Consider the following 17,721-nt stretch of genomic DNA (forward strand, 5'->3'; position numbering starts at 1 on the left):
AAAAAACGACCCGCAGACGGTCGCAATCTTCTGCGACGACGGTTCAGGGCCTCAACACACTCGACCCCATGTCAGGGAGGCGTGACGTGAATCAACACTACCGGGATACCCGCAAAATCGATCCGACCCGAGGGGAAACACTGGGCGACGGAACACCCAACGACAACAACCGGATCGAGATCGGACCGACCCAACTGGCCTTTGACGAATGGGCTGCGGCCGGGTTGAAACTACCAAACCTTGAACGGATGCGCGAATTCCGCTGGAAGCGCCTGACGCAGGCGATTGTCGATCGCGGATACGGCGGCTTGTTGATCTTTGACCCGCTGAACATCCGCTACGCCACTGACAGCACCAACATGCAGCTGTGGAACACCCACAACCCGTTCCGGGCTGTGCTGCTATGCGCCGACGGGTATATGGTGATCTGGGACTATAAGAACTCACCCTTCCTGTCGACGTTCAACCCGTTGGTGCGCGAACAGCGCTCGGGCGCGGATCTGTTCTATTTCGACCGGGGCGACAAGGTGGATATCGCGGCGGACGTGTTCTCGAACGAGGTGCGCGTGCTGATCGACGAACATGGCGGCGGAAACAAGCGTCTGGCGGTCGACAAGATCATGTTGCACGGGCTGCGCGCGCTTGAGGCGCAGGGGTTCGAGATCATGGAAGGCGAGGAACTGACCGAAAAGACCCGCGCCATCAAAGGCCCGGACGAGATTCTGGCCATGCGCTGCGCCAGCCATGCCTGCGAGACTGCCGTGGCTGAGATGGAAAAATTCGCCCGTGCCAATGTCGGCGACGGCAAAACCTCGGAAGATGACATCTGGGCCGTTCTGCATGCCGAAAACATCCGGCGCGGGGGTGAGTGGATCGAAACCCGCCTTTTGGCCTCGGGCCAGCGCACCAACCCATGGTTTCAGGAATGTGGCCCCCGTGTTACGCAGCAGAATGAAATCATTGCCTTCGACACGGACCTGATCGGCTCATACGGGATTTGCATCGATATTTCACGCACATGGTGGATCGGCGACCAGAAACCGCGCGCCGATATGATCTATGCCATGCAGCACGCGCATGAACACATCATGACCAATATGGAAATGCTGAAACCCGGGGTGATGATCCCTGAACTGACGGCCAACTCTCACAGGTTGGACGACAAGTTTCAGGCGCAGAAATACGGCTGCCTGATGCATGGCGTGGGATTGTGCGACGAATGGCCATTGGTCGCTTATCCCGACAAGGCGGTTGCCGGGGCCTATGACTATCCATTGGAACCCGGCATGGTGCTATGTGTCGAAGCCGCCGTTGGCGAAGTGGGCGGAGATTTCTCGATCAAGCTGGAAGATCAGGTGCTCATAACCGAGGACGGCTATGAGAACCTGACCAAATACCCGTTTGATGGGCGGCTTATGGGGTCAGAGTGAGGATGCCCTCACTCTGACCAATATGAACGACGCACATTGCCGTGCCAGTCTTCAACCGGCTGCGTCAATTGCGGGTCGCTTGCGAATTCGCTTAAGGGCCAGGACTGTCCCAGCGCAAAACCCAATGCGCCAACCAGAACAAGAGTAACCAATGTGCCTGCCCCGATACCGGGCGACTGCGGGGTTGCTGTAATATGTGCCATGCTTTCCTCCGGCGATGGTGTGGATACCGTGAAGATGGGGGAGGCAGTTGAATTATGAAAATGAATATTTAATCGGCATAACATCACTAATCGTGATGTTATGGTCATTCAATTGGACGCCGCAACACCGCTTACCTGCGCAAGTGCACAGGTCCTGTGCACCTGTCCGCCAAGTCCTCACCTTACCGTTACGCCTTTGACATATCCCTTGAGACTGGCTTTGCTTCACCACAGTATTGCAGGCATCCCCCCAAACCGAAGGAGCCGAAATGCCCACGGAACGCATCACTTTTGCCGGACATGACGGCGGTCAACTTGCAGCACGACTGGACCTGCCCGACGGTCCGGTGCTGGCAACCGCCCTGTTCGCGCATTGCTTTACCTGTTCCAAGGACATTCCAGCCGCGCGCCGCATCTCGGCCCGGCTGGCGGCAATGGGCATCGCGGTCTTGCGGTTCGACTTTACGGGTCTGGGCCACTCGGAAGGCGAATTTGCAAACACCACCTTCACCTCGAATGTCGAAGACCTGATTGCGGCGGCTCAGTATCTTGCGGGCCGGAACATGGCCCCTGCCCTGTTGATCGGTCACTCGCTCGGCGGTGCTGCGGTTTTGCGGGCCCGTGCGGGCATCCCTTCGGTCAAGGCGGTTGTGACGCTTGGGGCACCGGCCGATCCCAGCCACGTCTCGCACCATTTTGAAGATGCCCTGCCGCAGATCCAGCAGGACGGCAGCGCCGAGGTCTCGCTGGGCGGGCGTCCGTTCCGCATTGGCAAGGCCTTTGTCGATGATATTGCCGAAGCAGCACTGACCCCATCGGTTGCTGATCTGAAAGCCGCATTGCTGATCCTGCACGCGCCGATGGATGAAACGGTCAGCATCGACAATGCCAGCACGATCTTTCTTGCGGCCAAACACCCCAAAAGCTTTGTCACCCTTGACGATGCCGATCACCTAATCACCCGCGCTGCAGATGCCGAATATGCGGCCGATGTGATCGCAGCTTGGGTGTCGCGCTATGTTTCGCTATGCCCGCCTGCCCCACCGCCGGGCGCGCCCGAAGGCGTCATTCGAGTGACCGAGTCGGACCCCAATGGTTTCTTGCAGGACATTCAATCGGGGCCGCGCCATCACGTCGTGGCGGACGAGCCGGTGTCATATGGCGGCACGGATCGTGGCATGTCGCCTTACGGGTTTGTCTCCTCGGGTCTTGGGGCGTGTACCTCGATGACCATTCGCATGTATGCGCGACGCAAACGTTGGCCGCTGACCGGCATCACCGTCGATGTCTGCCACGACAAGGTCCACGCGCAGGATGCGGGGCTGGCGAACGAGGGCAAGATTGATCAGTTCAAGCGCAAGATACGGCTGGAAGGTCCCCTGACCCCCGACCAACGCGCGCGCCTTCTGGAGATTGCGGATAAATGCCCCGTGCACCGCACGCTGGAAGGCTCGTCCGTTGTGACCACGATCCTGCTGGACGCGTGACCTGAAATCCTGTCACGGAACTGTTTCGCGTGGCTGCTACCCACGCGGCCATGGAAAAACAGATCGTGTGCATAAACTGGGGCACGCTCTACGGTGCCCCCTATATCAACCGCCTTTATCGGATGGTCTGTGCCAGAACGACGCCGCCTTTCCGGTTTGTAGCCTTCACGGATTCGCGCGACGGTGTCGATCCCGGTGTCGAATGCTATGACCTGCCCGAGATGCCCGGCTTCATGCCGCAACGAACCATTGGCCAATGGCCGAAATCCAGACTGTGGGCCGCAGAGCTGGCCGATCTGACGGGTCCATTCCTGTTTCTGGATCTGGACGTCGCGATCACCGGCTCGCTGGATCCGTTCTTCGAGTTCGGCGACCCGGACGACGTCATTCTTGCACGCAACGTGGCCAAACCCCTCAGCCGTCTGGGGCAGACGTCGATCTACCGTATGCCGGTCGGTGCGCTTGCCCCGCTGCAGGATATCTTTGCCGCCGACCCTCAGGGCGTGGCGGATACGTATCGGTTTGAACAGCATTTTGTGACAAAGAACGCGCCAAACGGGATAAGGTTCTGGCCGCCCGGCTGGGTTCGCCATTTCCGGATCGAGTGTATTCCCAAGTTCCCGCTGAACTACTTTCTGGACACACGCGCACCCAAGGACGCGCGCGTCGTGATCTTTGCCGGATCGCTCAACCCGCCCGATGCGATCAAAGGCCAGTACCATGCCGAGGTTCCGCACCTGCCGCCCGGCCAACACATCTGGCGCGCGCTCAGATCAAAGCACAAGCTTCGGGGAATCCGCCAGTTTGTTCGACCAGCAACCTGGGTCGAGCGGATTTGGGATCAGGCAGAACAAAGCTAAGCCCGGCCCGGCTGTGTGCCGGGCACGGAACAGATGCCCAATCAGCGTCTCCGCGGCGCAGGCCGATGGATCGGAGGCCGCGCCGCAGGCGGTCTTGCAACCGGAGGACGCGGACGCGACGGCGGCTTGGCAATCGGCGGCTTCGGACGCGCAGGTGGCTTGCCCGCCGGGGGCTTCGGTCGATTGGGCGGCTTGCCGTCCGGCGGTCTGGGCCGGTCCGGTCGGTTCACGTCGATATCGACATCGACGTCGTGGTAATAATCATTCCACAGCATCGAGTCGTAAAACGGGTCGTACCCGTACCCATAGCCCACGCCGACACTTACGCCATCGCAGCCTGACAGGGTCAGACCTGCGACCCCCAAGCCCAGCGCGAGCACGGAACGTTTGATCAGTTTGCGTGTCATACCAACCTCCGTCATTGCAGCGACCGGAACGACGCGAAAACGGCGTTCAGATCATCCACATAAGCCGGGTCAGCCCCATCGCGCAGGATCGCCACCACGACGGCCACCCGGTTTCGCGGCAGGTCGATCAGGGTCGCCGTGAAATTGACCCCGCGACCATCGCGGTTGCCGGTGCCACGGTAGACACGAGCGGGCAACCCCCCGATACGGGTATCGCTGGTGCTGGTGACGGTTGGATCTTTGACAAGGAACTTGTCGATATCTTCGAGATATCGCTCCCCGTCCTGAATATCTTCAACTCCGGCTGGCGATACGAAGCCCATCCAGACCGTGTCGTCAGTAACCGGTCGAATGGCCATCACGCGCGCAACGGCGCGGGCATCCCCTAACTCGGTGTCTTCAATGTCACGCGGCCCGCCGGTGCGCAGGGCCCAGAAATCCGGTACTGAAAACCGAAACAAGGCCCGACCCGCATCGGTATAGGTCACAGGCGTCTCGGCCCGGACAGGTGCAGCCCCTGCCGCCCATAGGGCCGCGCAAGCAGCAAGTGTTGACGCTAGAAAAATACGCATATCTCAATAACCTGATGGTTTCGCTGCCATCAGATTGAACCGGGCGCGCTTGCTTTGTCCAGTACTGCCTTGCCCAACAACGGAAAATCCGCGCGGGAAGCGTTGGGTCAGTTCCCCCGCTTAACAAGCACGCCATCTGTTGTGTTGCCGGCGTCATCGACAAAGCGGATTGTCTGACCCTTTTGCTGAACATCATAACACGCCCACAGATCCGATGGCGGCCAGAGCGAGCAATACTGATCCCCTCGCACAGCCCAGCGCCCCTCACTTGGGCCGCCCGCGAAATATTGGGTCAGCATCGAGGGCTCAAAGGTCTGCCAGACGCCATCCCCGTAATCCAGCTTCTGTTCAGTCAGCGTCGCCAGAATTCCTTCGCCGGACAGGGTCTGAAACTCTTCAGCCGCCAGAAAGCCGGGCCAGATTGCTAAAATCAGGGCAAACCGTCTCATATCCGCACTCACACCTTGTTCATTAGATGGTGCGGGTTTAAACCCCGCCGCATCGCCTCCTGCCCAAACACAATAAGGTGCCGCTGCTTATGATTCCACGTTATTCCCGCCCCGATATGGTCGCCATCTGGTCGCCCGAAAGCAAGTTCCGCATCTGGTACGAGATCGAGGCCCATGCCTGCGACGCCATGGCCGATCTGGGCGTGATCCCGCGTGAGAATGCCGAGGCCGTGTGGAAAGCCAAGGACGTGGAATTCGACGTCGCCCGCATCGACGAGATCGAGGCCGTCACCAAGCACGACGTCATCGCCTTCCTGACCCATCTGGCCGAGCATGTTGGCAGTGAAGAAGCCCGCTTTGTGCATCAGGGCATGACCAGTTCCGACGTGCTGGACACCTGCCTGAATGTGCAGCTGACCCGCGCCGCCGATCTGCTGATCGCCGATCTCGAAGGTCTGCTGGCCGCCCTGAAACGCCGCGCCATCGAACACAAGAACACCGTCCGCATTGGCCGCAGCCACGGCATCCACGCCGAGCCGACCACCATGGGCCTGACCTTTGCCCGTTTCTACGCCGAAATGGACCGCAACCTGTCCCGCATGCGCGATGCCCGCGCCGAGATTGCCACCGGCGCGATCAGCGGCGCGGTCGGCACCTTCGCCAACATTGACCCGCGCGTGGAAGAACATGTTTGCGACCAGCTGGGTCTGGTGCCCGAACCGATCAGCACGCAGGTTATCCCCCGTGACCGTCACGCAGCGTTCTTTGCCACCCTCGGCGTGATCGCCAGCAGCATCGAAAACATCGCCATCGAAATCCGCCACATGCAGCGGACCGAGGTGCTGGAAGGGGCCGAGTTCTTCTCGATGGGGCAGAAAGGTTCCTCGGCCATGCCGCACAAGAAAAACCCGGTTCTGACCGAGAACCTGACCGGTCTGGCCCGCATGGTGCGCGCGGCTGTGATCCCGGCGATGGAAAACGTGGCGCTGTGGCACGAGCGTGATATCTCGCATTCCTCCGTCGAACGCATGATCGGGCCCGACGCCACAATCACGCTGGACTTTGCCCTGGCCCGTCTGACCGGCGTGATCGACAAGATGCTGATCTTCCCCGAGAACATGCTGGAGAACATGAACAAGTTCCCCGGTCTGGTGATGAGCCAACGCGTTCTGCTGGCCCTGACCCAAGCCGGTGTCAGCCGCGAGGACGCCTATGCCATGGTGCAGCGCAACGCGTTGAAAGTCTGGGAACACCGGACCGATTTCAAGCAAGAGCTGCTGGCAGATGCCGACGTCACCGCCGCGCTGAGCCCCGAAGAGATCGAAGAGAAATTCGACCTTGGCTATCACACCAAGCATGTCGACACGATTTTCGAGCGTGTTTTTGGCGAATAAATCATCGTAAGCCATGAAACAGCCCGGTCTGCCACAGCAGCAGGCCGGGCTTTTTTGCGATTCAGCAAGAATCGGTTACTCTTCACGGAACATCTCTGCAAAAGGAACTGATCATGATCCGAACCGTTCTTTGCTCGATCGCCCTTGTCTGCTTTGCCTCGGCCAGCCTTGCCTGCACCGGCCATTCCAAGCAGACCCAATCCTGCGCCGATGGCGCCGTTTGGGATCAGGAATCGCAAAGCTGCACAAAAATCATAAACAGCTAAGAGTTTTCTTTCCTGTTTGTGAATAAATGCGACCCGTCCGGTGTTAGCTTTTTTGAAGATCGCACTATGATTTCAATTAGCAGACCCGAGAACGGAGTTAAATTATGCGCCTAGTCCTAGCATCCGCGATTGCATTTCAGGCATTTGCCTTTGCCCCCATTGTTCATGCCGCAGGTGGCGACAGCAGCCCGCCGAAACCGACAAACACGACGAAGAAATGCCTGTTTGGCCGTGTGTATGACGAGGCTGCGGGCCGCTGTGTGAAGCCGAACAAAACCAATTTCACCCAAGATCAGTTGTATGACGCGGTGCGCGAGCTGGCCTATGACGGGCAGTATGAACATGCGCAGGACATTCTGCGCGTGATGGATCAAGGCGATGACCGTGTTCTGACCTATTGGGGCTTTACCTACCGCAAGATGGGCGAACTGGCGCTGGCCAATGCGTTCTATCAGGATGCGATCACTGCAAACCCCGACAACATTTTGGCGCGCAGCTATATGGGTCAGGGCTTTGTCTCGGAAGGCCGCACCGATCTGGCCATCGAACAATGGCGCGAGATCAAGGCCCGTGGTGGCGAAGGCACCTGGGCCGAAGCCTCGTTGCGCGACGCAATCCGCACCGGGCTGACATATAGCTACTAGGCTTCAGCCTTTCTTTACCCGATTCCCGCTAATCTGCCTGTGGACTTGATTTTGGCTCGGCAGGCAGATGCAGGATACGAACGCGCTGATACAAATGGCACCGGGGGCGGCCGCCCCCGCCGGTGACGGTAACGACGCCCCAAGGGTTGTTCCCCGATCGCTCAGCTCTCTACAAAAGGCCGCGGTTGTTGTGCGGCTTTTGTTGAATGAAGGCGCGGATATACCGCTGGAAGACCTGCCTGACGATTTGCAGGAAAAGCTGACCCATCAATTGGGTCAGATGGGGTTGGTGGATCGCGTTACACTGGATGCCGTCGCGCGTGAATTTGGTGATGCGCTGGACAATATCGGACTGTCCTTCCCGCATGGTCTGGCCGGTGCTTTGGACGCGATCAACGGCAAGATCGCGCCCGCCACGGCGGCCCGGTTGCGCAAAGTGGCTGGCGTGCGCCAGATCGGTGATCCGTGGCAAAGGTTGCGCGAAATTCCAACCGAAGACCTTGCCCAAATGGCACAAGCCGAAAGCACCGAGATTGCGGCGGTCATGGTCTCCAAGCTCGATACAGCGCAGGCGGCGCAATTGCTGGGTCATTTACCCGGACCTGTGGCCCGACGGATCACCTATGCCATCTCTAAAACCGCCAATGTCACCCCCGAAGCGGTCGAACGGATTGGCTGGTCGCTGGCCTCGCAACTGGATCAACGTCCGGCCCAGGCATTCAGCGACGGGCCCGGCGCGCGGGTCGGGGCGATTCTCAACCAATCGGCGGCCTCGACCCGCGACGGGTTGCTGACCGCGCTGGACGAAGAGGATGCAGATTTCGCCAGCGTCGTACGCCAGTCCATTTTCACCTTCGCCCATATCACAACCCGTATCGCAGCCCGCGACATTCCGGCCATCCTGCGCGAGGTGGATCAACCCGTCCTGATCACCGCCCTGGCGGGTGCTGCGGCGGATGACGACAAGGCGTCGGTGGAATATGTGCTTTCGAACATCTCATCCCGCATGGCCGATAACCTGCGCGAAGAAATGGGCGAACGCGGCCGCGTCAAACAAGCCGAAGCCGAGGAGGCGATGACACAGATCGTCGGTGCCATTCGCAATCTGGTGGATGCAGGCACGCTCACCCTGGTCGAAGCCGAGGAAGAGGACGCGTAGATTGGGTCGCCAAGGACCCATGAGGGTGCTTGAGGTTGCCAGCCCCGGTCTGTATGTCTGATCGGGAAACGCGCAATATGCGGTGAGACGCCTTCATGCCTGTCGAAAAGTCAGAGCTCAGCCAGACTGAGCTTGCAAAATACTATGTCGCCAATCTGTTCCTGAAGGGGGTCATCGGCACCATGCGCCTGCTGCCGTATGAACGGCGCATCGCGACCATGGGTGCCATCGTGCGCGGCCTTGCCCCGGTGGTTGGATTTCGCAGACGCGTGCGCCGCAACCTGAACCTGACCTGCCCGAACCTGTCCGAGGCCGAGATTCGCAAGATCTCGGGCGATGTGTCGGACAATGCCGGGCGAGCCATCATGGAGCATTTTTCGCCCGATGGTTTCATGGCGCGTCAGAAGACCGCCAAAATCAGTGGTGCCGGAATCGCAGCGCTTGATGCCGCCATTGCCGAAGGCCGTCCGGTGATGATGATCACCGCTCATTTCGGGCATTATCTGGCGGCGCGCGTCGCGCTTCAGGCCCGGTGCGGCAAGCCCATCGGATGCCTTTATCGTCGAATGGCAAACCCCTATTTCAACGACGATTACGTCAAAGCCTTCTACAAAACCGGCTCACCCATGTTCGAGCAGGGTCGGCGCGGCATGGTGGAAATGGTGCGGTCGCTGAAAAGTGGTGGCATTATCGCGATCGTATCAGACCTGCATGTTCAGGGCGGCGAACAGCTGCAATTCTTCGGCAAACCCGCGATCACCTCAGTTCTGAACGCCGAACTTGCGATGAAATACAAAGCGGTCCTGATCCCGGTTTACGCGGTGCGTCAACCCAACGGAATCGACTTTGAAATCGTTCTGCATGAACCAGTTCCGCACACCGATCCCAAGGAAATGACGCAGTTCACCAATAACGATCTGGAAAAGATGGTTCGTCAGCACATGGGCCAATGGTTCTGGATCCATCGCCGGTGGAAACACTGGAACGGGCTGGGCGTCAGCCCCGAGGAAATGCCCTGATCACCTGACCTTGGCGGCGGCAACAATGGGCCCGTGCCCGGCTTGCTGCACGAGCACGACCGCAGGCAGGTCTGACACCAGTTCCGCCGTGTAGCTTTGCGACGAAACACCGTCCCACTGCCCGGCGATCTGCCAGGATTCGACCACATTGGCATAATCCAGTTCATGCCCCGCCAACTCACCCCGGCGGATCGAGGCATGGCGCATCGGCGAATATTGGACCACTCGGACGTCATAGACCTGCCCCGCGGGCAGCTCGACCGGTGAGACCTCAACAGTCACGGCACCGCCATCCCGCTGCGCCTGAACCGAAGCTTGCGGGGCCGCCGTCAGATGCGCATTGATCAGTTGATCGAGCTGGCGGGCTTGTGCCCCGACCACGTCCTGCTGTCCGTTTACCACCATCTGCGGTGTGTAGATCATCGTCCGTCCGCCCTGCCGTGCATAGGCGCGCTGCCGGTCAGTGTGGCTGGGGTCGGCATATTCGTCTTTCCAACCGATATAGTCCCAGTAATCCACATGCAGGGCCAGACCGATCACATCGTCGCGTTTGGCCAGTTCGTGCATGATGTCGTCGGCCGGCGGGCAGGACGAACAGCCTTGCGAGGTAAACAGCTCGATCACCACCGGATCGCTTTTGGCCACAACGGGGACAAGCGCAAAAAGGGAAAATGCAGTGGCAATGGCGGCAGTTCGGATCATGTCTGGCCTCGGGCTAACAGCTTTATTCTCTGGATTCGATAAGGTGTGGTAATGGTTTAAACCCTTTGCTCATCACCCTCCAATCAAGGTTTCTTGAGACCGGTTGCAAGGATTTCCACCAAAATGTGTGCAATGGTATACAAAAAATGCACTTAACGAGCCGATCCTTCTTGAACCGGTGGCCCGAGTGATGCAGATAAAATGCAGCGACCCTGAATTCCAAGTTGTTTGAGAGGGAGGCCAACAGATGCCCATCAAAGTCGGACAGGACACCGCCAAAACGCGCCGCAGCCTGAGCGTGAATGGCAAATCCATCTCGTATTATTCGATCCCCGCGGCGCAAGAGGCCGGGCTGGGTGATTTTTCAAGGCTTCCCGCCGCGCTGAAAGTCGTGTTGGAAAACATGCTGCGGTTCGAGGATGACGGCTTTTCCGTCTCGGTCGAGGACATCAAGGCCTTCGGCGAATGGGGCGCGAATGGCGGCAAGAACCCGCGTGAGATCGCCTACCGCCCTGCCCGCGTGCTGATGCAGGATTTCACCGGCGTTCCGGCGGTGGTCGATCTGGCAGCGATGCGCGATGGTATCAAGGGGCTGGGCGGCGATGCGCAAAAGATCAACCCGCTGAACCCGGTCGATCTGGTCATCGACCACTCGGTCATGATTGACGAGTTCGGCAACCCCCGCGCCTTCCAGATGAATGTGGATCGCGAATATGAGCGCAATATGGAACGCTATCAGTTCCTGAAATGGGGTCAGAACGCGTTTAACAATTTCCGCGTCGTGCCTCCCGGCACCGGCATCTGTCATCAGGTGAACCTGGAATATCTGGCCCAGACCGTCTGGACCGATGCCGACCAGAACGGGGATGAGGTCGCCTATCCCGACACGCTGGTCGGCACCGACAGCCATACCACCATGGTCAACGGCATGGCCGTTCTGGGCTGGGGCGTTGGCGGGATCGAGGCCGAGGCCGCGATGCTGGGTCAGCCGATCTCGATGCTGATCCCCGAGGTTGTGGGCTTTGAGCTGACCGGCGCGATGGTCGAAGGCACCACCGGCACCGATCTGGTGCTGAAGGTCGTGGAAATGCTGCGCGAGAAAGGCGTCGTGGGCAAATTCGTCGAATTCTACGGCAGCGGTCTGGATCGCCTGCCGCTGGCCGACCGTGCCACCATCGCCAATATGGCACCGGAATACGGCGCGACCTGTGGCTTCTTCCCCATCGACGGCGAAACCCTGCGCTACATGCGCAATACGGGCCGCGACGAGGACCGGATCGCGCTGGTCGAAGCCTATGCCAAGGAAAACGGATTCTGGCGCGGGGCGGACTATGCGCCGATCTATACCGACACCCTGTCACTGGACATGGGCACTATTGTCCCGGCGATTTCCGGCCCGAAACGGCCGCAGGATTATGTCGCGCTGACCGACGCCAAGGCCGCCTTTGCACACGAGATGGCCGAGACCTTCAAGCGCCCCATGGGCAAAGAGGTCCCCGTCAAAGGCGAAGACTACACGATGGAATCGGGCAAGGTCGTGATCGCCTCGATCACTTCCTGCACCAACACGTCGAACCCTTATGTGATGATCGGCGCAGGTCTGGTGGCGCGAAAAGCCGCCGCGCTGGGTTTGAACCGCAAGCCGTGGGTCAAGACCTCGCTGGCACCGGGATCGCAGGTTGTGTCCGCCTATCTTGAGGCCGCTGGCCTGCAGGATGATCTGGACAAGATCGGCTTTAACCTTGTTGGCTATGGCTGTACCACCTGTATCGGCAACTCGGGTCCGATCCAGAAAGAACTGTCCGAAGCAATTGCCGAGGGCGATCTGGTCGCCACCTCGGTTCTGTCGGGCAACCGCAACTTCGAAGGTCGTATCAGCCCGGACGTGCGCGCCAACTATCTGGCCTCGCCGCCGCTGGTTGTGGTTTACGCGCTGGCGGGCACACTGGATATCGACCTGACCTCGGAGCCGATCGGTCAGGACAAGGATGGCAATGACGTCTTCATGAAAGATATCTGGCCCAGCCAAAGCGAAATCGCCGAGCTGGTCGAGGCAACCGTGACCCGCGAGGCGTTCCAGACCAAATATGCGGACGTGTTCAAGGGCGACGAGAAATGGCAAAGCGTCGAGGTTCCGCAACAGGAAACCTATGACTGGCCACCGAGCTCGACCTACATCCAGAACCCGCCCTATTTTCAGGGCATGGGCCCCGAGCCGGGCACGATCTCGAACATTGAAGGTGCCAAGGTTCTGCTGATCCTGGGCGACATGATCACCACCGACCACATCTCGCCCGCCGGATCGTTTGCGACGACCACACCGGCTGGCAAATACCTGACCGACCGCCAGGTTCAGCCGCGCGAGTTCAACTCATACGGGTCCCGCCGTGGCAACCATGAGGTCATGATGCGCGGCACCTTCGCCAATATCCGCGTCAAGAATGAGATGCTGGACGGCGTCGAGGGCGGCTACACCGTCGGGCCGGATGGCGCGCAGACCTCGATCTATGATGCATCGATGGCCTATCAGGAACGGGGCGTCCCGCTGGTTGTGTTCGGCGGCGAGCAATATGGCGCGGGCTCGTCCCGTGACTGGGCCGCGAAGGGCACCGCGTTGCTGGGCGTCAAGGCGGTGATCGCCGAGAGCTTTGAGCGTATCCACCGCTCGAACCTTGTGGGCATGGGTGTGATCCCGCTGGAATTCACAGGCGGCGACACGCGCAAGTCGCTGGGTCTGAAGGGGGATGAAACCGTCTCGATCCACGGATTGGACACAGTCGAGCCGCTGCAAGAGGTGCCCTGCACTATCGTTTATGGGTATGGATCCGAGAAGACCATCACTCTGAAATGCCGGATCGATACCGCGCCCGAGATTGAATATATCGAAAACGGCGGCGTGCTGCAGTATGTGCTGCGGAATCTGGCAAAGGCGGGGTAAAGCTGCGCCTTTGGACTTGATCAGAAAGGACGCCTTCGGGCGTCCTTTTTTTTTGCGAGGCTCTGCCTCGCGCTCCGAGGTATTTTTGAACAGAAGAAGTTGAATTGGCGCAAGAGACCGGGTTTGCTGCGCCGGGGAGGTCGCGATGAACAAGGTGGCATTGATAACCGGAGGCGCGCGCGGCATTGGGCGCGCGATTGTCGAGGAGTTGAGCCGCGACCATCACATCGCATTCACGTGGTTTTCGACCGAGCCGACGCATACGCTTTTGAGTGACGGGACTCTGTCCATTCGATCCGACCTGACTGAGGATGGGCAGCCGGAGGCCGTGATTCAGCAGATCATCGACAAGTTTGGCCGGCTGGACGTGATCGTAAACAACGCGGGGGCGGTGAAATCGACCCCAAAAGAGGTGTTCAATCGCGACGACCACCGCGCCATTCTGGATTTGAACCTGCTTGTGCCCGCAGCCTTGTTGACTGCCGCGTTGCCGCATCTGAAACCGGGTGCGGCGATTGTCAGCATATCTTCGATGAACGCCGTTTTGCCGCCGAAAGACGCGGTAACCTATGGGGCAAGCAAGGCTGCACTGAACCTATGGACCCGCGGCATGGCGAAAGAGCTTGGGCCCGAAGGTATCCGGGTGAACGCAGTCGCACCGGGGGCCATCAACATCCCCGAGGCCCCGCGGCCCGATGATCTGACAGCCCTGTTTGTGAAAGACACAGCCATTGGGCGCGTCGGACGACCGCAAGACATTGCAAAGGCCGTTCGGTTCCTCGCATCGGATGACGCTGCATTCATCACCGGTGAGACCTTGGCGGTTACCGGGGGCTACAGGCTTTAGGCAAAGGGGTTATCCGCCCGCCGCCTTTTCCAAAGCAGGGCGGATTGTGCTTTCGATCACGCGCTGAGTGATCGGCCCGGCAAAGCGCAGAATGACCATACCCTCACCGTCAATCACATAGGTTTCCGGCACGCCGTATAGGCCCCAATCCAGCGCCATGCGTCCCTGCTCGTCGCGGCCGATGGCTTCGTATGGATCACCCAACTCGGTCAGGAAACCCTCGGCATTGTCCAACTTGTCCTTGTAGTTGATGCCATAGACCGGGATGCCTTCGTCCGACAGCGCCTCAAGATTCGGGTGCTCGGCCCGGCATGGGGCGCACCAGCTGGCCCAATAGTTGACCAGCTTGACCTCACCATCCCTTAGGGTCGTGTCGTCGAACAGGGCCTTGCCGGGAAACTCGGTCAGCACGACCGGGGGCGCAGGCTGCCCCTCGCGCGCAGAGGGCAGCGCGTTTGGATCCTCGCGGAACATGCCGATCCCGGCCAGAACCGCGAAAGCCCCGAAAATCAGGGGCGGCGCGAGCATCAGGGGCGAGATTTTAGCCATTCCGAGTTACCCTTTGTTCGATCTTTTCCATCTCGGCCCGCACCTTGCGTCCGCGCAGAATGCTGAAGACAACCAGTGCGACCAGCAGTGCAATCGAGGCTGCGTAAGACGACAGGACCGCGTCCGCGTATTTTCCAAGATCAGGGATCATCCGCCCACCCTTTCCCGTGCAAGCAATGCCTTGATCCGCCGTGCCCGGATTTCCGTGCCGGTGCGATACAGCACCAGCGCGATGAACAGCAACACAAAGCCGATGATGCACGCCAGCAGCGGATAGAAGAAGATATTGCTGACCTTCTCTTCGGTATCGGTGCCGGTGACAGCACCCGCCCGCATGACGGACGCGCCCTGATGCAGGCCCTGATTCCAGAAGTTCACCGCATAGCGGCTGAGGATCGCAAAGACCGACCCCACCAGACACAGGACCGAGGTCAGGTCGGCAGCGGTATCGGGGTCCTCGATCGCCTCCCATAACGCCACATATCCAAGGTAGAACAGGAACAGGATCAGGAACGATGTCAGGCGCGGATCCCAGGCCCACCATGTCCCCCACATCGGCTGGCCCCAGATCGCCCCGGTTGCCAGCGCGATCAGTGTCATGACGATGCCGATCGGGGCGGCGGCCCGCGCGGCCAGAGCACTGACATGGTGGCGGCGCACCAGCCAGACCAGCGAGGTCACCAGCATCATCAACCAGCAATTGATCGCCATCAGCGCCGACGGGACGTGCAGGTAGATGATCTTGACGGTCGATCCCTGCTTGTAATCGTCCGGCGTGAAGAAAAAGCCCCAGACCAGCCCGACCACGATAAACACTGCCGATGTGATCCAGAAAAACGGCAGGACACGTTCACTGGTGGCAAGGAACTTGCGCGGGTTGGCATATTCCCAGAGGGCGTTGGCTTTGGCTGCGATTGTCATGGCCGTTATTTAGTCTGAATCGGAGGTTTTCTCAATTGACCTCGGTCAAAGATGTGGCGCTTCACCGCAGATTGATCCGCAGCACCGCTGCGCTGGCAAAGGGCAGCAGGGCGATGGTTGCTGCGGTGATCCCGGCAAGCATCAGAAGCGGTGTCTGTGTTTCCATCCCGATGGCACCACGGCGGGCGACCTCAGCGCCGAAAATCAGGGTTGGGACGTAAAGCGGCAGGACCAGAAGGGACAGCAGCAACCCGCCCCGTTTCAGGCCGACGGTTAGCGCTGCGCCGAAGGTGCCAATAACGCTCATGGCCGGGGTGCCGAGCAGCAGCGAGATCACCAGCCAGAAAAAGCCCGGCACCGGCAGGTTCAACAGCACACCCAGAAAGGGTGCAGCAAGGACCAGCGGCAGGCCGGTGGTGATCCAATGGGCCAGCGCCTTGATCGAGACAACCGCTTCAAGCGGTAGTGGCGCGGTGGCCAGCAAGTCCAGCGAGCCGTCTTCCCAATCCAGCGCCAACAGGCGGTCAAGCGACAGCAGGCAGGCCAGAAGCGCACCGAGCCACAGGACACCTGGCGCGATCGTAGACAGCAGCGACGATTGCGGGCCGACCGCAAAGGGCACCAGAACCGTTACGATCAGGAAGAAGGCCAGCCCCAGACCAAAGCCGCCGCCCGCCCGGAAGGCCAGTTTCAGATCACGCAGCAACAGGGCGATCACAGGAAACCTCCGTCAAAGTCTTCGATGGGGGCGGGTTTGGCTTTGTTGGGGCCTACGTCCAGGACCTCGCCATCAAGGCCCAGATCGATATGGGTGGCGATCAGGGCCGAGCCACCCTGCCCCAGATGCGCGCGCACCGCATCTGCGAACATCTGCACGGCGTTTTTGTCCAGCGAAACGGTTGGTTCGTCCAGCATCCAGATCGGCCGCCCCGTGACCAGCATCCGCGCCAGCCCCAATCGCCGCTTTTGTCCGGCGGACAGGTTGCCAGCGTGACGGTCCGAAAGCTCATTCAGCGCGAAGGCGTCCAAGGCGGACTGGATCTGCTGCGTCCCAAAAACCGAGGCCCAGAAGCTGAGGTTTTCAGTCACTGTCAACGTTGGTTTCAACCCGTCGGAATGCGAGGCGTACGCGATCTGATCTTCGGCACCGTCTATCTGACCGGTCAACGGGGGCTGCAACCCGGCCAGCGTGCGCAACAGGGTTGTCTTGCCGATCCCGTTCGGCCCGCGCAGGATCAGGGCCTGACCGGGATGGAGCGTAAAGCTCAGCCCCTCCAGTACTGGAATGCCGCCTCGGGTGATGGTCAGATCGGTTACGGTTAACGTCATGTGACCCGCTTATCCGATTGGGGACGCAGGCAAAAGGCGGGATTTGCCGCAGGGTGGCGATGTCGGCGCATATTGGTGATTGCGGGAGCGAGAGGCCAGCCTCGCCGCCATTGGCGCTCGAACCAATGGCGCACTAATGGCGGCTCTCCGGGATATTTTTGGCCAGATGAAGGGGGATCCGGTTACACGGGGATCAGGGCCAGCGCGATGCGGCGACCTTCTGACAGCAGGACGTTATAGGTGCGGCAAGCAGCTGGGGAGTTCATGATCTCGATCCCGATACCCGCATTTACCAATGCGTGGCGCAGGTCTGTGGGGATGTGGGTCAGTTCGGCTCCGGTGCCGATCAACAGTACATCTACGGCGTCCGAAAGGTTAAGCAGGGGTTCGGAGTCGGCGTACCCCTCCCACGATTGGGTTCCAGTTGCGCCAGTCAAGACGCCTCCGTTATGGACCTGCCCTCCGATACGAAAAAAGCCCGGTCCGTAGCCGTCGATGGGTTGGGCGTTGGAATAGGTGATCTCATTCAATCGCATGGGTGGTAT

At 59.9% G+C, this 17,721-nt stretch carries 21 protein-coding genes; 10 read left to right on the forward strand and 11 right to left on the reverse strand.

Annotated features, from left to right (window positions below; translation table 11 throughout):
* Positions 1-86 precede the first annotated feature (86 nt).
* Positions 87-1,430, forward strand: coding sequence for a dimethylsulfonioproprionate lyase DddP (gene dddP, locus ACR0KX_RS09555; RefSeq protein WP_170621999.1), 1,344 nt, complete (start codon positions 87-89; stop codon positions 1,428-1,430).
* 8 nt (positions 1,431-1,438) lie between these two features.
* Here dddP and ACR0KX_RS09560 read toward each other — a convergent pair whose 3' ends face one another.
* Positions 1,439-1,633 carry a hypothetical protein gene (locus ACR0KX_RS09560; protein WP_170519447.1) on the reverse strand — a complete coding sequence of 65 codons (195 nt, stop codon included), beginning with the start codon at positions 1,631-1,633 and terminating at the stop codon, positions 1,439-1,441.
* A 269-nt stretch (positions 1,634-1,902) separates the two neighbouring features.
* On the opposite strand from ACR0KX_RS09560, the gene ACR0KX_RS09565 reads away from it, so the two are divergent.
* Complete coding sequence (locus ACR0KX_RS09565) at positions 1,903-3,120, forward strand: bifunctional alpha/beta hydrolase/OsmC family protein (RefSeq protein WP_170519452.1); 1,218 nt, start codon at positions 1,903-1,905, stop codon at positions 3,118-3,120.
* Positions 3,121-3,170: 50 nt separating this feature from the next.
* A complete protein-coding gene (locus tag ACR0KX_RS09570; RefSeq protein WP_170622298.1) occupies positions 3,171-3,980 on the forward strand; it encodes a glycosyl transferase in 810 nt (269 codons plus the stop codon).
* A 41-nt stretch (positions 3,981-4,021) separates the two neighbouring features.
* On the opposite strand, the gene ACR0KX_RS09575 is transcribed toward ACR0KX_RS09570, so the two are convergent.
* From ACR0KX_RS09575 to ACR0KX_RS09585, 3 genes are all read right to left on the reverse strand, one after another.
* Positions 4,022-4,387: a UbiA prenyltransferase family protein gene (locus ACR0KX_RS09575; protein ID WP_170449832.1), complete on the reverse strand. Its 366-nt coding sequence runs from the start codon at positions 4,385-4,387 to the stop codon at positions 4,022-4,024.
* An 11-nt stretch (positions 4,388-4,398) separates the two neighbouring features.
* The gene (locus ACR0KX_RS09580) at positions 4,399-4,959 is read right to left on the reverse strand and encodes a hypothetical protein (protein WP_170449830.1); all 561 of its coding nucleotides are present in this window, start codon (positions 4,957-4,959) and stop codon (positions 4,399-4,401) included.
* A gap of 107 nt (positions 4,960-5,066) precedes the next feature.
* On the reverse strand, positions 5,067-5,408 hold the full coding sequence (locus ACR0KX_RS09585) for a hypothetical protein (protein ID WP_170622001.1): 342 nt from the start codon (positions 5,406-5,408) through the stop codon (positions 5,067-5,069).
* A gap of 89 nt (positions 5,409-5,497) precedes the next feature.
* Here ACR0KX_RS09585 and purB point away from each other — a divergent pair, with 89 nt between their 5' ends.
* The 5 genes from purB (at position 5,498) to ACR0KX_RS09610 (ending at position 9,890) form a co-directional block, all read left to right on the forward strand.
* Positions 5,498-6,802 (forward strand): adenylosuccinate lyase, encoded by a 1,305-nt coding sequence (gene purB, locus ACR0KX_RS09590; protein ID WP_170449825.1) that lies wholly within the window; start codon positions 5,498-5,500, stop codon positions 6,800-6,802.
* A gap of 113 nt (positions 6,803-6,915) precedes the next feature.
* On the forward strand, positions 6,916-7,068 hold the full coding sequence (locus ACR0KX_RS09595; RefSeq protein WP_170449824.1) for a hypothetical protein: 153 nt from the start codon (positions 6,916-6,918) through the stop codon (positions 7,066-7,068).
* 104 nt (positions 7,069-7,172) lie between these two features.
* Positions 7,173-7,712 (forward strand): tetratricopeptide repeat protein, encoded by a 540-nt coding sequence (locus ACR0KX_RS09600; protein WP_170449822.1) that lies wholly within the window; start codon positions 7,173-7,175, stop codon positions 7,710-7,712.
* A 94-nt stretch (positions 7,713-7,806) separates the two neighbouring features.
* Positions 7,807-8,871: a flagellar motor switch protein FliG gene (locus tag ACR0KX_RS09605; protein WP_480708399.1), complete on the forward strand. Its 1,065-nt coding sequence runs from the start codon at positions 7,807-7,809 to the stop codon at positions 8,869-8,871.
* A gap of 95 nt (positions 8,872-8,966) precedes the next feature.
* A complete protein-coding gene (locus tag ACR0KX_RS09610) occupies positions 8,967-9,890 on the forward strand; it encodes a lysophospholipid acyltransferase family protein (protein ID WP_480708361.1) in 924 nt (307 codons plus the stop codon).
* On the opposite strand, the gene ACR0KX_RS09615 is transcribed toward ACR0KX_RS09610, so the two are convergent.
* Complete coding sequence (locus ACR0KX_RS09615; RefSeq protein WP_170449816.1) at positions 9,891-10,592, reverse strand: DUF1223 domain-containing protein; 702 nt, start codon at positions 10,590-10,592, stop codon at positions 9,891-9,893. It abuts the gene before it with no gap.
* A gap of 247 nt (positions 10,593-10,839) precedes the next feature.
* Here ACR0KX_RS09615 and acnA point away from each other — a divergent pair, with 247 nt between their 5' ends.
* Together acnA and ACR0KX_RS09625 are read left to right on the forward strand one after the other, a co-directional pair.
* A complete protein-coding gene (gene acnA / locus ACR0KX_RS09620) occupies positions 10,840-13,530 on the forward strand; it encodes an aconitate hydratase AcnA (RefSeq protein ID WP_480708362.1) in 2,691 nt (896 codons plus the stop codon).
* A gap of 145 nt (positions 13,531-13,675) precedes the next feature.
* A complete protein-coding gene (locus ACR0KX_RS09625; RefSeq protein ID WP_170449812.1) occupies positions 13,676-14,377 on the forward strand; it encodes an SDR family oxidoreductase in 702 nt (233 codons plus the stop codon).
* Positions 14,378-14,386: 9 nt separating this feature from the next.
* Here ACR0KX_RS09625 and ACR0KX_RS09630 read toward each other — a convergent pair whose 3' ends face one another.
* From ACR0KX_RS09630 to ACR0KX_RS09655, 6 genes are all read right to left on the reverse strand, one after another.
* A complete protein-coding gene (locus tag ACR0KX_RS09630) occupies positions 14,387-14,926 on the reverse strand; it encodes a DsbE family thiol:disulfide interchange protein (RefSeq protein ID WP_170622006.1) in 540 nt (179 codons plus the stop codon).
* Complete coding sequence (gene ccmD / locus ACR0KX_RS09635) at positions 14,919-15,077, reverse strand: heme exporter protein CcmD (RefSeq protein ID WP_170449808.1); 159 nt, start codon at positions 15,075-15,077, stop codon at positions 14,919-14,921. Before ccmD ends, ACR0KX_RS09630 begins: the two co-directional genes overlap by 8 nt.
* Positions 15,074-15,847, reverse strand: a complete 774-nt coding sequence (locus ACR0KX_RS09640; protein WP_170449806.1) for a heme ABC transporter permease — start codon at positions 15,845-15,847, stop codon at positions 15,074-15,076. The genes ccmD and ACR0KX_RS09640 overlap by 4 nt, the downstream gene beginning before the upstream one ends.
* A gap of 61 nt (positions 15,848-15,908) precedes the next feature.
* Positions 15,909-16,565: a heme exporter protein CcmB gene (ccmB, locus tag ACR0KX_RS09645; protein ID WP_170449804.1), complete on the reverse strand. Its 657-nt coding sequence runs from the start codon at positions 16,563-16,565 to the stop codon at positions 15,909-15,911.
* Positions 16,562-17,176 (reverse strand): heme ABC exporter ATP-binding protein CcmA, encoded by a 615-nt coding sequence (gene ccmA, locus ACR0KX_RS09650; protein WP_170449802.1) that lies wholly within the window; start codon positions 17,174-17,176, stop codon positions 16,562-16,564. The genes ccmB and ccmA overlap by 4 nt, the downstream gene beginning before the upstream one ends.
* Positions 17,177-17,358: 182 nt before the next feature.
* The gene (locus ACR0KX_RS09655) at positions 17,359-17,712 is read right to left on the reverse strand and encodes an Mth938-like domain-containing protein (protein WP_480708363.1); all 354 of its coding nucleotides are present in this window, start codon (positions 17,710-17,712) and stop codon (positions 17,359-17,361) included.
* Positions 17,713-17,721: the final 9 nt, after the last annotated feature.

The organism is Ruegeria sp. BG5, from assembly GCF_056538425.1.

Bases quoted from the DNA above. Each gene is read 5' to 3' on its own strand.
- ACR0KX_RS09560 (WP_170519447.1), bottom strand. From the start codon at position 1,633: ATGGCACATATTACAGCAACCCCGCAGTCGCCCGGTATCGGGGCAGGC.
- ACR0KX_RS09565 (WP_170519452.1), top strand. From the start codon at position 1,903: ATGCCCACGGAACGCATCACTTTTGCCGGACATGACGGCGGTCAACTT.
- ACR0KX_RS09570 (WP_170622298.1), top strand. From the start codon at position 3,171: ATGGAAAAACAGATCGTGTGCATAAACTGGGGCACGCTCTACGGTGCC.
- ACR0KX_RS09575 (WP_170449832.1), bottom strand. From the start codon at position 4,387: ATGACACGCAAACTGATCAAACGTTCCGTGCTCGCGCTGGGCTTGGGG.
- ACR0KX_RS09580 (WP_170449830.1), bottom strand. From the start codon at position 4,959: ATGCGTATTTTTCTAGCGTCAACACTTGCTGCTTGCGCGGCCCTATGG.
- ACR0KX_RS09585 (WP_170622001.1), bottom strand. From the start codon at position 5,408: ATGAGACGGTTTGCCCTGATTTTAGCAATCTGGCCCGGCTTTCTGGCG.
- purB (WP_170449825.1), top strand. From the start codon at position 5,498: ATGATTCCACGTTATTCCCGCCCCGATATGGTCGCCATCTGGTCGCCC.
- ACR0KX_RS09595 (WP_170449824.1), top strand. From the start codon at position 6,916: ATGATCCGAACCGTTCTTTGCTCGATCGCCCTTGTCTGCTTTGCCTCG.
- ACR0KX_RS09600 (WP_170449822.1), top strand. From the start codon at position 7,173: ATGCGCCTAGTCCTAGCATCCGCGATTGCATTTCAGGCATTTGCCTTT.
- ACR0KX_RS09605 (WP_480708399.1), top strand. From the start codon at position 7,807: ATGGCACCGGGGGCGGCCGCCCCCGCCGGTGACGGTAACGACGCCCCA.
- ACR0KX_RS09610 (WP_480708361.1), top strand. From the start codon at position 8,967: ATGCCTGTCGAAAAGTCAGAGCTCAGCCAGACTGAGCTTGCAAAATAC.
- ACR0KX_RS09615 (WP_170449816.1), bottom strand. From the start codon at position 10,592: ATGATCCGAACTGCCGCCATTGCCACTGCATTTTCCCTTTTTGCGCTT.
- acnA (WP_480708362.1), top strand. From the start codon at position 10,840: ATGCCCATCAAAGTCGGACAGGACACCGCCAAAACGCGCCGCAGCCTG.
- ACR0KX_RS09625 (WP_170449812.1), top strand. From the start codon at position 13,676: ATGAACAAGGTGGCATTGATAACCGGAGGCGCGCGCGGCATTGGGCGC.
- ACR0KX_RS09630 (WP_170622006.1), bottom strand. From the start codon at position 14,926: ATGGCTAAAATCTCGCCCCTGATGCTCGCGCCGCCCCTGATTTTCGGG.
- ccmD (WP_170449808.1), bottom strand. From the start codon at position 15,077: ATGATCCCTGATCTTGGAAAATACGCGGACGCGGTCCTGTCGTCTTAC.
- ACR0KX_RS09640 (WP_170449806.1), bottom strand. From the start codon at position 15,847: ATGACAATCGCAGCCAAAGCCAACGCCCTCTGGGAATATGCCAACCCG.
- ccmA (WP_170449802.1), bottom strand. From the start codon at position 17,176: ATGACGTTAACCGTAACCGATCTGACCATCACCCGAGGCGGCATTCCA.
- ACR0KX_RS09655 (WP_480708363.1), bottom strand. From the start codon at position 17,712: ATGCGATTGAATGAGATCACCTATTCCAACGCCCAACCCATCGACGGC.